Source organism: Odoribacter sp. N54.MGS-14 (assembly GCF_000980295.1).
Lineage (GTDB): Bacteria > Bacteroidota > Bacteroidia > Bacteroidales > Marinifilaceae > Odoribacter > Odoribacter splanchnicus.
The window spans coordinates 58,026-72,917 of the sequence record NZ_LARL01000003.1; the positions used below are offsets into that span (position 1 = coordinate 58,026).

At 46.4% G+C, this 14,892-nt stretch carries 13 protein-coding genes; all 13 read right to left on the reverse strand.

Annotation, left to right across the window (positions count from 1 at the left end):
- Window positions 1-27: 27 nt before the first annotated feature.
- Window positions 28-1,407: a D-alanyl-D-alanine carboxypeptidase/D-alanyl-D-alanine endopeptidase gene (gene dacB, locus WS42_RS01185; protein ID WP_022160743.1), complete on the reverse strand. Its 1,380-nt coding sequence runs from the start codon at window positions 1,405-1,407 to the stop codon at window positions 28-30.
- Window positions 1,407-1,607 carry an exodeoxyribonuclease VII small subunit gene (gene xseB / locus WS42_RS01190; protein WP_013611594.1) on the reverse strand — a complete coding sequence of 67 codons (201 nt, stop codon included), beginning with the start codon at window positions 1,605-1,607 and terminating at the stop codon, window positions 1,407-1,409. The genes dacB and xseB overlap by 1 nt, the downstream gene beginning before the upstream one ends.
- A 37-nt stretch (window positions 1,608-1,644) precedes the next feature.
- Complete coding sequence (gene xseA, locus WS42_RS01195; protein ID WP_022160742.1) at window positions 1,645-3,027, reverse strand: exodeoxyribonuclease VII large subunit; 1,383 nt, start codon at window positions 3,025-3,027, stop codon at window positions 1,645-1,647.
- Window positions 3,024-3,803, reverse strand: a complete 780-nt coding sequence (locus tag WS42_RS01200; protein WP_046405849.1) for a toxin-antitoxin system YwqK family antitoxin — start codon at window positions 3,801-3,803, stop codon at window positions 3,024-3,026. The genes xseA and WS42_RS01200 overlap by 4 nt, the downstream gene beginning before the upstream one ends.
- A gap of 76 nt (window positions 3,804-3,879) precedes the next feature.
- On the reverse strand, window positions 3,880-4,482 hold the full coding sequence (gene yihA / locus WS42_RS01205) for a ribosome biogenesis GTP-binding protein YihA/YsxC (RefSeq protein ID WP_046450663.1): 603 nt from the start codon (window positions 4,480-4,482) through the stop codon (window positions 3,880-3,882).
- 87 nt (window positions 4,483-4,569) lie between these two features.
- A complete protein-coding gene (gene rmuC / locus WS42_RS01210; RefSeq protein WP_046450656.1) occupies window positions 4,570-5,859 on the reverse strand; it encodes a DNA recombination protein RmuC in 1,290 nt (429 codons plus the stop codon).
- A gap of 97 nt (window positions 5,860-5,956) precedes the next feature.
- Window positions 5,957-7,741 (reverse strand): DEAD/DEAH box helicase, encoded by a 1,785-nt coding sequence (locus WS42_RS01215; protein WP_046450657.1) that lies wholly within the window; start codon window positions 7,739-7,741, stop codon window positions 5,957-5,959.
- A 184-nt stretch (window positions 7,742-7,925) separates the two neighbouring features.
- Window positions 7,926-9,062 carry a cell division protein FtsZ gene (ftsZ, locus tag WS42_RS01220; RefSeq protein WP_046405846.1) on the reverse strand — a complete coding sequence of 379 codons (1,137 nt, stop codon included), beginning with the start codon at window positions 9,060-9,062 and terminating at the stop codon, window positions 7,926-7,928.
- Window positions 9,063-9,082: 20 nt separating this feature from the next.
- Window positions 9,083-10,378 (reverse strand): cell division protein FtsZ, encoded by a 1,296-nt coding sequence (ftsZ, locus tag WS42_RS01225; RefSeq protein ID WP_013611601.1) that lies wholly within the window; start codon window positions 10,376-10,378, stop codon window positions 9,083-9,085.
- A 33-nt stretch (window positions 10,379-10,411) separates the two neighbouring features.
- Window positions 10,412-11,581 carry a cell division FtsA domain-containing protein gene (locus WS42_RS01230; protein ID WP_013611602.1) on the reverse strand — a complete coding sequence of 390 codons (1,170 nt, stop codon included), beginning with the start codon at window positions 11,579-11,581 and terminating at the stop codon, window positions 10,412-10,414.
- An 11-nt stretch (window positions 11,582-11,592) separates the two neighbouring features.
- Complete coding sequence (locus tag WS42_RS01235) at window positions 11,593-12,318, reverse strand: cell division protein FtsQ/DivIB (protein ID WP_022160737.1); 726 nt, start codon at window positions 12,316-12,318, stop codon at window positions 11,593-11,595.
- A gap of 49 nt (window positions 12,319-12,367) precedes the next feature.
- Window positions 12,368-13,741 carry a UDP-N-acetylmuramate--L-alanine ligase gene (gene murC, locus WS42_RS01240; RefSeq protein ID WP_046405845.1) on the reverse strand — a complete coding sequence of 458 codons (1,374 nt, stop codon included), beginning with the start codon at window positions 13,739-13,741 and terminating at the stop codon, window positions 12,368-12,370.
- 15 nt (window positions 13,742-13,756) lie between these two features.
- Window positions 13,757-14,854: an undecaprenyldiphospho-muramoylpentapeptide beta-N-acetylglucosaminyltransferase gene (gene murG / locus WS42_RS01245; RefSeq protein WP_013611605.1), complete on the reverse strand. Its 1,098-nt coding sequence runs from the start codon at window positions 14,852-14,854 to the stop codon at window positions 13,757-13,759.
- Between the last annotated feature and the right edge of the window lie 38 nt (window positions 14,855-14,892).

Sequence of the window (14,892 nt, forward strand, 5' to 3'; positions counted from 1 at the left end):
ACCAATCACGGGAGGGGGATCGGAATATCAATAGCTCAGCAGACTTTGCAAGAATTTTCCGACCGCTTTTTGCAATTGTGAAGCAGTACAGGTATAATGGTTGATGAGAACGGTAAAGGCCATTCGTTCATTCCCCGTAGTAGTCAGGTAACCTGCCAGACAACGTACCCCGGACATCGACCCGGTTTTAGCCTGCATCCGTCCTTTCAATGCTGTCGCTCCGATACAATAACCACTTAAACCACCGTCTTTTCCTGCCACCGGCAATGAACGGCCCAATGTCTCCCCTACCACTTTGTCTGCATAAACCAACAGGTCGGTAAAAACAGAAGCCGGCACAGCATCCATCGGCGACAACCCACAGGCATCTTTTAAGATCATTCCTTCCGCCGGTATCCCAGCCTCTTTGAGTAACATTCCGACCTTTTCCGGCCAATCCGCCGGAGCTACCAGGCACCCTAAGGCTTCGGCAAACAAATTGACACTGGCTTTGTTGGTATGGAATACGATTTCCCCCAATTCAGGAGAAGTCAGGGTCAACCATTCCGTACGGGGTTGTTCTTCGATTTTTTTCTTCGCAACGGTAATTCCTCTGGCTTTCAGTATATCGGTCAATTCGGCTACAAATACTTCAGCCGGACGATGTATCGCACCTTTCACTTTAAAGAGCGTCCGGTTTTGTGGAAGAGTCCCCCGAATACATAAAACTTCACTATAGGGTCCTCCGAACACCCAGGCATCATCCCGGTTTCCGACAGCAGCCGTTACCTCATTCACTATTTTCACTCCCGGCAAAGCAGGGACAATCTCTTTTAACTTAGCCGGAGTGCCTGCGACTCCTGTCTGAAAATGATAAAAACAGGTATTATCCCGGTAATTGAAGGGCAGATACAAAGCTGCATAGTAATTCGAAACATCTTCCCAAGTCCACGATCCCGGAATATTCACTCCCGGTAATGCTCCCTCGACCCGGATACTTCCGTCTATTCGTTGTATTCCTGCTTTTTCCAACGCAGTGACGATCGGACTCAAAAGAGAATGATTGGGGAAATAACGGGACTCGAGCGTCGGATCACCCGCTGCCACAAGAATCAAATCTCCGGTTAAAGTACCATCTTGTATCTTTCCGGTATACCCGACCCGGGTTTTAAAACGAAAATCTTTCCCTCTTTCCTGTAAAGCAAATACAGTAGGCAGTAATTTCGTCACGGAGGCCGGAGTCAAGGCCATTCCTGCCTGATGAGTCAATACCGTCGTTCCATCTCCGACTTTTTTCACCGATATACCGATAGCAGCGTGATTCAATCCCGGCGTTTCCAGTAATTGCTTTAAAGCCACCTCCGGCTGTCCTTGCACGCCCCACCCCCAAAGACAAAAACAAAATACAAATCCCCAATATCTCATCATCAATCTTCTATCGTCTTCAAAATCTTCTCTACCTCTTCCTCGGTCTCATGCAGTTTGGATTTACAAAAAGCAATCAATTCCGATACCCGCTTTACCTTGCCGCTCAATTCATCGACATCCAGTTGATTATTTTCCAGTTTAGTCACGATATCCTCGATTTCGGCCATAGCCTCTTTATAGGTTAATTTATTTTCTTCCATAGGGTTATAAAAGTTTTTGAGTTGCTGAGTTGCTGAGTTACTGAGTTACTGAGTTGTTAAGGATTTGACATTGGATTTTACCATGAGCTAATTCGGTTTCCACGATCTCTCCGGCTTGTAAAACCGCAGCTTTTCTGACTGCTTTTCCATTCAAACGGGTGATCGAATAACCTCTTTCCAGCACATTTTTAGGATCTACGTATTTGATCGTCGTTGCAGCCAATTCCAGACGACGGTGTTGATCTGCAAATATCCGACCGGTTTGTTGTTGTAAGGGCTTTCCGAAATTTTCCAGGCGATTTCGCTGACGATCGGCCAAGACATCTATCCGGCCGGTTATTTTCATTTTCAAACGATCGAAATATACCTGCCGGTTCCGGATATAATTTTCAGAAGCATGGTCCAAACGTTGGGACAGCAATTTCAGGTTTGTTCGATTCCCTGTCAACACCACTTGCACCGAACGTTTAAAATCGGATATCCTTACCACCTGTCTGTTTTGTTCGTTGTGGAGCAATTCCTGCACTCCTACGATAAAATCATTTTTCCAGGTCTCCAACTGCCCATCCTGCTCCCGGAAAGTCCCGATCAAAAAAGCGGCAGCAGCCGTAGGAGTCTTCACCCGCATATGTGCAACACGGTCGACGATTGTTTCGTCTCTCTCGTGACCGATTCCGGCAATCACAGGCAAGGGAAACTGCGCAATATTAGCAGCCATCTCATAAGAATCGAAACAACCCAGATCGGTCTGCGAACCACCTCCCCGGATAATGACCACCACATCGAATACCGATTCATATTCATAAATCCGTTCCAAAGCGGCAATCACCGAATCGGTCGTTTTATCCCCCTGCATAATCGCCGGAAAGAGTTTGACCTGAAAACGATACCCGTACGGATTGGTCTGCAGCTGATTCATAAAATCTCCCAATCCTGCAGCCGTAGGTGAAGAAATGACTGCGATCGTTTTAGGCAATACCGGGAATTCCAGTTCCCGGTTCATATCGATTACCCCGTCGGCCTCGAGCTGAGCCAGGATTTCTCTCTTTTTCCGTTCCAGATCCCCGATGGTATAAGTCGGGTCGATATCCCGGATATTCAACGAATAACCGTATAATTCATGAAAAACGACCTCGACATTCAACAGGACTTTCATCCCTTTCTCCAACTGCCGTCCGGTTGTCGTCTCGAAATAAGGACGCAACGTACGAAAGGTAAACGCCCAGATCGTCCCCCGGGCAGTGGCTACAATACTGTCTTCCTGTTCCCTCTTGTCCGCCAATTGCAAATAACAATGACCGGAACGATTCAGCTGTACCTCTGTAATCTCGGCCGTAATCCAAACCGAATCGGCAAAGCTAGCCTTCAAAGTCTGCTTGATCCGGTTGTTCAATTCATATAGACTGATCGCCTCCATCATTCCATCCCGGTTAATTTCATATACCCCTCCGGATCATCGGCAAAAACAGCCGGATCGGGAATCTTTTTTACCGTCGACAACAAAACATCCAAGTACCGGCTTTCTTCCAGCTCATCTTCCTCTGCCGTATCCGAAATACCGGCGCGGTAGTTTTTACGTTTTACCTCTACCCCCGAATCATCGAAAAATACCCAGGTTCCCTCTTTCCGGTCATTCCGGTACCGGCCTTCCGAACGTAATATCCCCTGATAACTATAAGTCTTCACTTCCCCATCCAATTTTCCGGCTTTCAAACCGGCGATCATCCGCAACTGTCCGTTATCATAATACAATTTCCACTCCCCTTCCGGTTTACCGTTCACCCAACCTTTTTCCTCAGCGGGATTACCCGTACTGAAAAAACGGACCGTCTTCCCATTCAATACCTGATCACGATATTCCTCCTTCATCAAAAGACAATCGTTCTTAAAATATTCCCAGGTCCCCTGCTTCTTCCGGCCGACATATTTTCCCCGCATGCTACAATCGCTTTTCCGGCTGTACAACACAGCCTCGACCGTATCCCCGCGATACACCATCCGCGCCTGCAACTTACCGTCAGGATAATACCGTTTCATTTCTCCGGCAGGCTTTCCTGCTCTGAAATACCCTTCATAACGTAATGTCCCGTCAGGATAAGTCCCTTTACGCCACTCAGCCTCCTGTCCCCGGCTCTCCGGCATCCCCAGGAGCAAACATCCCCAAAACAAGACAGCAAGCACAACGTTCGTCTCCATATTCTAAAATATAATCAGTTCTTAAAGTTGCTCTTTTGTCACTTAAAGTTTATGTACTTTATAAACCTATTCAATCCTACAATTTTACGGTACGGTTCAATTCATCGATATAATCCAGCACCTCTTCCCGTCCCAATCGCTTTTCAGAAGAAGTCATAAAAGCCATAGGTGTCGTCTCCCAGGTTTCCAGCATCACCTTATGATAGTCGTCGATACATTTCAAGCGTTGTGTGGCAGAGAGTTTATCCGCTTTCGTGAAAATCATCACAAAGGGAACCCCATTCTCACCCAGCCATTCCATAAATTCCAAATCGATTTTCTGCGGTTCCAGTCTACTGTCTATCAAGACAAAAAGGCAGACCAAATTCTCCCGTTTGAGAATATAATCCCGAATCATTTTTTCAAATTGCCGGCGGGCGGTTTCGGAAGTACGGGCATATCCATATCCGGGCAAATCCACCATATACCACATATCGTTGATCAGAAAGTGATTGATCAATTGGGTCTTCCCGGGCCGTGCAGCCGTCTTAGCCAATTTTTTATTGTTCGTCAGCATATTGATCAACGATGATTTTCCGACATTCGACCGCCCGATAAAAGCATATTCATACCGGTCCGGTTTCGGACATTTCTCCACTGTTGCATTACTGACGACAAATTCTGCTTTTACTATATCCATATTCCATTCCATTTGGGATTATTTTACAAAGATAAAATATAAAACGGAGAATGAGAAAAACAGGAAACAAAACAAGAAAAATCAGAATCACCTAATTAGTTCTTCAGGGATTTCTTTGTCTCCTCTGCGGGATTTCACCCCCAATTCTTTTAGTTTCAGAGTTTGGGAGATCAGGTTTCCGTTACCTTCTTTTAAGCGGTTTAATGCTTGCCTGTAACTTTCTTCTGTACGTTGGATGTTGTCGCCGATAGCGGTCAGGCTTTCCAGAAAAGCCACACATTTATCGTAAAGCTTAGCTCCCCGTTCAGCGATTTCCTGAGCATGGCGGTTTTGGTATTCCCGGCTCCATAAATCGGCTGTGAGTTTCAAAGATACGATCAGATTGGAAGGACTCAACAACAATACCCTTTTCCGATAAGCTTCATGCCAAAGGGTAGGTTCCGATTGCATAGCCAACACATAAGAAGATTCGTTGGGAATAAACAACATCACAAAATCCAGGGCACCGTCACACCAATCGCAATAATTCCTGGCAGACAATTCGTCTATGTGTTTCCTTACCGACAACAAATGGGCCTTCAAGGCAACTTCCCGTTCCGTTTCAGTCTCTGCATTGCAATAATCGACGTAGGCGGTCAACGAAACTTTAGAATCGATAATCACCTTCCGGTTATCAGGATACACCACAATCACATCCGGCCGCATCGTGTTCCCGTTCTCCGTCCGGATCACCCTATCGCTTTCATCTTTCAACGTTTCCTGAATAAAATACTCCCTTCCTTTCGTCAATCCCGAATTTTCAAGAATTCGCTCGAGAATCATTTCCCCCCAATCCCCCTGCGTTTTCGTATTTCCTTTCAAAGCATTGGTTAAATTGACGGCATCCTCCCGGATCCGATTATTCAGTTGCACCAATTCTGCGATCTTTCGTTCCAGTACGGTCCGCTCGACCGTTTCTTTCGAATAGCTTTCTTCCACTTTTTTACGGAACTCCTGAATATCTTTGTTCAAAGGGCCCAGTATACGCTCTATATTTTCCCGGTTCGCTTCCGTAAAACGCCGGGATTTATCCTCCAGGATATCGTTTGCCAGATTTTGAAACTGCTCTTTCTGTAAAGCCGCTATTTGCAAAATCTCCTCTTTTTGGCCCCTCCATTTTTCTTCCGTCTGCCGCAAATTCTCCTTCAACCGTTCATTATCGCGGATCCAGGCCATTTTTTCTTCCTGCCATCGCTGTTCCTTCTCTTCCCATGCTTTCGCTTTTTCCCGCAATATCCGAAGATTGACCTCCATTCCTTTTCTCCCGATACGGGTCGAAAGATAAGTCAATAAACCACCTATTCCGGCTCCTGTCAAAAAATATAGTAATACTTCCATTGAAAAACAGCTTCATTATAAAAATAAAACAGACTCAACCGTTATCACCGTTTCATCTGTTTTATCTTTTGTTCTATTTCATCCGTTGTTTATCGTCTTATCTTTTCTTGCGGGAACGACCTCCGCTTTCGATACCTTTTTTCTTTTCTCCGAAGCGTCCACGGCTACTTCCGTCACTCCGGCGGTTTGCCGAACGCCATTTATTGTTGGCAGTAGAACTCCGGCGTTCTCCGCCCCGGTCCGAACGGTTATAACGATCCTTTACCTCGGAAAGCGTAAAGGGCAGACCGTTGAAACTGACATTCCGGAAACAAGACATAAACCCGTTGATTCCACGCACATCGACTTCAAATTTCGTATTATTATCGAAAATGCGGATACTCCCGATTTCCAATCCTTTCCGCGGGGCATTCTCATTGATAATAGTCATCAGATCACGTGGAGTGAACCCGTCCTCTTTACCGACATTCACAGAGAAAGTCGTAAAAGTCACACTCTCTTCATTTTTCCGTTCTCCACGCCGTTTTTCTCTCCGTCCTCCATCGTGCCGCTCTTCATCCGAAAGATTCAAATCGGCAACCGAAGCATATTTTTTCAGTAATTTTCCGAATTCATAGGACATCATCTTCTGGATCAACTCTTCTTTAGACAACTCCTCGAATTTCTCGAACAACTCGTGCCGGTATTTATCCAGAGTCTCTTTCGGTTCTGTCATCAGGATCTTGTCGGCATAATACGACAGCTGAGCCCGACACACTTCTTCTCCTCCGGGCACTTCCTTATACTGGAATTTTTTCTTCAGGATATTCTCGATCCGGCGCAATTTTCCTTTTTCTTTCGAATTGATAATAGCCACCGAAACCCCTTCACGTCCGGCCCGGCCGGTGCGACCGCTACGATGGGTGTAACTTTCCACATCTTCGGGCAAATTATAATTGATTACATGAGTCAGATTGTCCACATCCAATCCCCGGGCAGCCACATCGGTAGCCACCAGCACTTTCAGCCGTTTAGCCCGGAAACGGTCCATCACATCATCCCGTTGTGCCTGACTCAAGTCACCGTGCAGGGCATCACAATCGATCCCGTCTTTCTGTAACTTCCGGGCAATTTCCCGGGCATCCATTTTCGTCCGGGTGAAAATAATCGCATACATATCCGGAGCGCAGTCGATCACCCGATGAAGAGTCTCATAACAATCCCTGGCCAGCACCTGATAATATTCGTGCGTCACTGTATCTGCACCCTGATTTTTCTTTCCGGTAGAAATTTCCTGAGGATTACGGAGATAATTCTTAGCGATACGTTCCACCTCACGAGGCATAGTCGCTGAAAACAGATAGGTATTTCTTTCTGCAGGAGTTTCATCCAAAATAAAATTCAGATCCTCCTTAAAACCCATATTCAACATCTCGTCGGCTTCATCGAGTACGACTGCCCGAACCTGTTCGATTTTCACCGCTTCCCGCTTGATTAAATCACAGAGACGGCCCGGAGTAGCCACCAATACGTGTACACCCCTATCCAATTCCCTGATTTGTTTGCGGATATCCGCCCCCCCATATACACATGCCACCCGGATATCACTCCGGTATTTCGCATAATTCTGCAAGTCCTTACCGATCTGCATACACAACTCGCGGGTAGGACTCAGAATCAGCACCTGAATTGCATTCAATGAAGTGTCCAGCTTCTGCAATAAGGGCAAACCGAAAGCCGCTGTTTTACCGGTACCGGTCTGAGCCAAGGCCACCAAATCATTTTCTTCCCCTAAAATCACGGGAATTACTTTTTCCTGTACAGGACTAGGAACCTCGAACCCTAAATCTTCAATTCCTTTTAGAATTTCTCCTTCTAAACCTAATTCTTTAAATTTTTCCATTCTTTTTTTTAATGCAGCACCTTGCTGCGTTACTTGGCAACTCCATTGTTGCACTTTCTCCTCTCCCCCATTTCTCTCTTCCTCCCCCTATCTTTCCCCCCCTTTTACTTTTTACCTTTTACTTTTTGTGCCTCTCCCGTCTTTAGCTTTTAGCCTTTAGCTTTCTAGCCTTTAGCTTTTAGCCTCAACTCACCCTCAAGTCCCTCCGTTCGAATGCAGGTACCGTCTCTAATTCCCTCACCTGTTCTTCGGTCAATCCGGGTTTCACCCGTACTTCTTCCTCTTTCAGGCATTCCGGTTGTTTAGCATATCCGGCACAAGTATTCTCTTCTCCGAACAACTCGATATCTCCGGTAGGGAAACCGGTAGCAATGATCGTCACAGAGATGGCATCCCCCAAATCGGGATCGGTACCCACACCCCAGATCACAGCGGCATTATTTCCCACTTTACGAATAATATGGGAAGTAATCTGAGACATTTCGTCCATGGTAATCTCATCTGTTCCGGAAGTAATATTCAGTAAAATATCTTTCGCTCCTAAAATATCGTTATTATTCAGCAGCGGACTTTCCAAAGCCTCTGTGATTGCCCGGATCGCCCGGTCCTCACCGCTAGCCTGGGCAGCTCCCATAATAGCCACCCCACTATCCGTCATCACCGTCCTGACATCGGCAAAATCGACATTGATATATCCCGGAAGGGTAATAATCTCAGCAATACCTTTAGCAGCGATATTCAGTACATCGTTGGCTTTTGCAAAAGCTTGCGATATAGTTTGCGATCCATAGATCGATTTGATTTTTTCATTATCGATAACGATCAGACAATCCACATGATCTTTTAAGCGACGCAATCCGTCACGGGCCTGATCCAAACGTTTCGGACCTTCGAAACGCGCCGGCACCGAAACGATCCCAACCGTCAGAATCCCCATGTCCTTAGACAACTTGGCAATCACCGGGGCAGCCCCCGTACCGGTACCTCCTCCCATAGCAGCCGTGATAAAGGCCATCCGGGTATCCTTCTTCAGAATAGCTTCTATATCGGCCAGACTCTCCTGAGCCGACTTCTCTCCCATGGCAGGATTATTACCTGCTCCATGTCCTGCGGTCAACTCTTTCCCCAACTGAATTTTACAAGGAATCGGACTGTTGCGGAGCGCCTGATAATCTGTATTACAAATGACAAAATCGACATCACAGATCCCTTTCTCGTACATATATTCCACAGCATTTCCACCTCCGCCACCGACACCGATCACCTTGATAATGGTAGGCGTTTTCTCGTTCAGATTAAAATTTATAAATCCGTCGACCATGGTATTATTCGTTTATTTGTTTATTCTTCATCACTAAAAAGCGTACCGATCTTTCGTTTGAGCCATCCGTTCGTATCGGGCACTTCATTGACTCCCCGCTGGCTCCGCTCAAAACGGTCTACCCGTCGGTTAGATTCCCGTTTCTGTTTTCTCGCCCGTTCTTCTTCCTGTTTCTGACGGCGCAAACGGGCTTCTTCCTCCAGTTCGGCCGGATTCATAACCTTCATCTCCAGATCGTCGGGCAAGGGCTCCACCTTAAAATAGGGCTTTTTAGCCGATGTCGTAGTTGCCGTTTCTATTTTCTGCTCTGTTGCAGCAGTAGCTCTTCCCCGGTTATTGTTAAATCCGGTAGCGATCACCGCTACCCGCAGTTTATCCCCCAAGGTCTCGTCTTTACCGGTTCCCCAAATCACATTCACATTTCTTCCTACTTTCTCCCGCAACGAATCGGTGATCAGACTGATTTCATCCATCGTGACTTCCTTTTCGCCGTAAAGCATATTCAACAGAATATTAGAAGCTCCCCGAATATCGTTACTGTTCAACAAAGGCGATATCAAAGCATTCGTCAAGGCTTCCATCGCCCGGCCTTCTCCTTCCGCTTCAGCCGCTCCCATCAAAGCCACCCCGCTATCCCGCATCACGCTCTCGACATCGGCAAAATCGACATTGACATATCCTTTTACGGTAATGATTTCGGCAATACTCTTGGCCGCAATCGTCAGGACGTTATCGGCCATAGCAAAAGCATCGGACAACTTCAGGTCTCCGTATATCTCCCGCAACCGTTCATTGGCAATAATCAGCAAAGCATCTACATACTCTTCCAGTTCATCGATACCGGTCATCGCCTGTTCGATCTTGCGTTTGCCTTCGAAGCTGAAAGGCACGGTCACGATACCGATGGTCAGAATACCCAATTCCTTCGCCTGCCGGGCAATTTCAGGAGCGGCTCCGGTACCCGTCCCTCCCCCCATTCCGGCAGTAATAAACACCATCCGGGTATTATGTTCGAGAATCGTTTTGATAAAATCCATACTCTCGATAGCGGACAGACGTCCTCTTTCGGGCTGGCAACCGGCTCCGCGTCCTTCTGTCAGCTCCTTCCCCAACTGGATCCGGTTTTTTACCCGGCTCTGGCGCAAAGCTTGTATATCCGTATTACAAACGACAAATTCAACCCCATGAATTCCCTGCCGGAACATATGGTTTACGGCATTACTTCCACCTCCGCCGACACCGATCACCTTAATGATCGATTCTTCTTGAGTTGCATCAGGTAATTTCAATGAAATCAGGTCGTCTTCAATTTCCATAACTTGAAAAATAAAAGTTAAACATTCCGGAGCCTAAATACCGAAGATCTTACCGATTCTTCTGACAATCTTTTCTCCGATACCATTAGGGGTCTCCTTCGGTTCTTGCCGGGCACAAAGCAACAGTCCCAGAGCCACCAGATACTCAGGTGTCCGCAACACTTCTTCCCGGGGGGCCTGAATCCGGCGTGCCGCAGCACTTTCTACAGGATGTCCGGACATCCGCCGCAACAATTCATCTACATCCTGCAACCGGCTGCCTCCTCCTGTCAACAATACCGGATCTTCGACATCATCGAATCCCCATTGCTGCAACTGGAAAATCACACCCTCCAGCAATTCTTCGCACCGACTTTGTATAACCGTAGCCAAATCCCGGCTTTCCAACGTTAAGCGGGTATCCGGTATCGGCAATTTTTTATTTTTACAGATCGACCTTAAGGCCTGTCCGTATTCGTGTTTCAACTTACGGGCTTGTCCGAAACTCAAGGCAAAAGCAGCCATCGTATCGGTATCTATCGTCCGTACCCCGATCGGCAAATGCGCTTCATATTCCAACATTCCATCACGGAAAAGGACGACGTTCACTCCCATCGCTCCCAGATCCACCAAAGCAAAGTCACGTTCAGCCCGTTCTACATCCAGTGCTTCAGCATAAGCACGAACCGCCGGATAAAACTCTATCTCCTGAATCCCGCTTCCCTCGAACAGCCCCTGAATATCGGCCAAATAATCATAATCGGCCAGATATACCTGATAGGTCACCTCCAGATTCCGTCCGCTTCTACCCAGCGGATCGGCGATCATTTCCCCGCGGTCGATCGCATAACCTACCGGCAGGATATCCACCACTTCATCCTGTCCTCCGCCATAAGCGTCTATGCAACGTTGTTCTGCCCGGAATAAATCACTTTGTTCAACGACTTTCTTTTGTATAGGTACGACTATTCTTCGTTCGACGATCCGCAAAACAGCTCCCGACAAGGCCACATTCATCACCTCGATTTCCCGGTCTTTCATCAGCTCCGACATCAGGCTACGAATACACATTCTCACCTTCTCCTTATCCTTGATTACGCCATGTTCGATGCCTTGTGAGGCCATAATCTTTATTCCTTTCAAATGGCAAACGCTCCCTTCTCCCGAAGCCAGCGCCATAACCATTTTTTCAGATCCCATATCCAAAGATGCAGTCCAACCCATAATCTGCTATATTATCTTTTAACACATACTATCTGATTCTTAAACTTCAGATTTATTTCTTTATATACGTTCCATCCCTTTAAAACTATACCTTCCCGAAGGAAAAGACGTAAATTTTCCAATTTCTCGTTCATATCGTCCAAAGTCCCTAATACAATCCTGAAATTCCCGACTTTCGGGATCAGTACAACTTCATTTCCTTTTTCGACAACAATCTGTTCCACCAAAGCATCCCAGAACTCATCATTCCGTAAAGTCATTATAAAAGGGTATAAACCATTACAAGCAAACTTTCTGGATATATTTCCGGTAGCCACGACTACGCGCGACGTATATTTCCGGGACAACGGCATGATTTTACCATCTTCATCCACATAATAACCTTCACCTGACATAATTCTCAGTACAGGCTTTCGTTGTGTGATTTCTACATGAAAATAACCGTCCAAAGTGTAGTAAACCTGAGCCGACTTAATCACCGAATTTCTGACCAGAATATGCTCCAAACTGTCTTTATCGACACTGACTATATTGCATCCCTCGATATCACCATATCCGCGTTTAATAATCCCCAACACTTCCGTCTCGTCGATAAACGCATTTTCTTCGGTACCGTCAACGACAACCTGCAAACCCTCACATTTTACCTCCCTCAATTTTGCCGATGCAAAGGTAAACACAATTATCAGGTATACAAACAAACTGACAGATAATATGTAAGGCAATATTTTTTTCATTCTTCCCGCCTTTATAGCTTATAGCATATAGCCTTTAACTTTTTACTTTCTACCTTTTTACCTTCTCCCCAATCTCTCCCACCAACCGATCGATATCCCCTGCTCCCATCGTCACCAATATACCTCCCTGAAAATCAGGTATAATCTGTTGTAACAGTTCCTCTTTTGTCACAATATTACCCGGAACAGTAAGCCTTTTCCGGATCACTTCCGCAGTAATTCCCGGAATAGGTCGTTCCCTGGCCGGATAAATCTCCAGTAAAACCACCCGGTCGGCCAAACTCAGGCTCCGGGCGAAATCCTCCTGAAAATCCCGGGTCCGGGTATATAAATGAGGCTGAAAAACCACCGTCACCGGCCGATCGGGCCACATTTCCCGGACAGAACGCAGCGTAGCCTCGATCTCCCGCGGATGATGAGCGTAATCGTCGATATAAATGGTCTTTTCAGTATACACTTGTATATTAAAACGCCGGGCTACTCCCTTAAAGTCAGGCAGTGCCCTGCGGATTTCCTCAGGCTGTACTCCGGCTTCCAAAGCCAACGTGATGGCTGCCGTTGCATTTTCAACATTCAACCGCCCCGGTATTCCCAGTATCAATCCTTCGATATCTACCCCACGCCCATGATAATCGAATACATAACGTCCCTGTTCGATCCTCAACCCATCGGCATAACAATCGGCTTTCACCTCTACGCCGTAATAACCGGTTACCTGCGTCTGCTTCAACTGCAATCCTTTTTTCAGAAACAGTCTCCCGCCCTGTGGGTTCACTTGTCCGGCAAATGCTTCGAAAGCCTCCAACAGATTGGCTTTATTCTCATAGATATCCAAATGATCTTCATCCATTGCCGTGATTACCGCTATTTCCGGACTCAGATGTAAAAACGAACGGTCGAATTCATCTGCTTCGATAACGATATACGAAGAATTACGATCCAGCAATAGATTAGTTCCAAAATTCGCCGCTATTCCGCCCAAAAAAGCATTACATCCTACGGTTGAATTTTTTAACAAAAAGGCAGTCAGCGTAGATACCGTCGTTTTCCCATGTGTACCGGCTACACAGATCGCCTTTCCTTTCCGGGAAATCATACCCAGGACCTCCGCCCGTTTATGCAAATCGAAACCCGCCCCTACGAAATAAGCCCGTTGCCGGTTATCCCCGGGTATCGCCGGAGTATATACCACCAACGTCGTCGTTTTATCCCGGAATTCAGCCGGAATCTCTTCCTCTTCATCGATATAATTAATCCGGATTTCTTCTTCAGCCTGCATTTTTTGAGTCAATGCCGAAAGAGTCCGGTCATAACCGGCCACTTTGTACCCTTTAGCCTTAAAATAACGGGCCAAAGCACTCATACCTATTCCTCCGATACCCAGGAAATAAACGTTTTTTATCGTCTGTTCTAACTCAACCATACTATTTTCAAACACTTAGCCGATCACCTTCAATATTTCTCTCGCAATTTGCTCATCCGAATCCCGGATAGCCAATTTCGCTATATGCTTTTCCAGCTCTTTCCGTTGTTTTTCATCCGATAGCAAACCGGTGAGCACCTGTTCCAACCGTTCTTCAGCTTCCGTATCCCTGATCATGACAGCAGCCCCTTTATCGACCAGCGCCATAGCATTCTTTGTCTGATGATCTTCTGCCACATTAGGCGAAGGAATCAATACCGCCGCTTTTTCCAATAAGCAAAGTTCGGATATTGTCCCTGCTCCGGCACGGGCAACGACAATATCCGCAGCAGCATAAGCCAAATCCATCCGCTTCAGGAAAGCCAGTAATTTTACATTTTCCGGTAATTTACCGTCCAGCTGTTTTTTCAGATCCTCATAATAATAACTACCACACTGCCACAATACCTGTACCTCTTGCCACTGCCCTATATCCTTTAAACAACGCATCACCGCTTTATTCAATGTGCCGGCACCCAAGCTTCCTCCGGTCACCAATATCGTCTTCTTCGAGGCATCCAGTCCATAGAATTCTATTCCTTCAGCCCTGATTTCCCGGGCCTGTAACAGATCTTTCCGCACCGGGTTACCGGTAAAGATAATTTTCTTTTTTTCAAAAAAACGCTCCATCCCTTCATAAGCCACACAAATCTTACAAGCTTTTTTCGCCAGTAGTTTATTCGTCACCCCTGCATAGGAATTCTGTTCCTGCAAAATCAAAGGAATACCTGCTTCTGCAGCTACCCGTCCGATCGGCCCACTGGCATATCCACCGACTCCCACCACAGCATCGGGTTTAAACTCCCGGATAATCTTTCTGGCTTTACGCAGACTCTTCCAAAGATTATACAATACTTTCACATTTTCCAGAGTCAGTTTACGTTTTAGTCCCCTCACCGGTAATCCTTCGATGCGATAACCCGCTTCAGGCACTTTTTCCATCTCCATCTTCCCCTCGGCCCCGACAAACAAAATCTCGATATCCGGTTGCAACCGCTTCAATGCATTCGCAATCGACAACGCCGGAAAGATATGTCCTCCGGTACCTCCTCCGCTAACAATCACTCTTTTCATATCACAAAAGTATTAATCTATCTTCAAATCAAAAATCC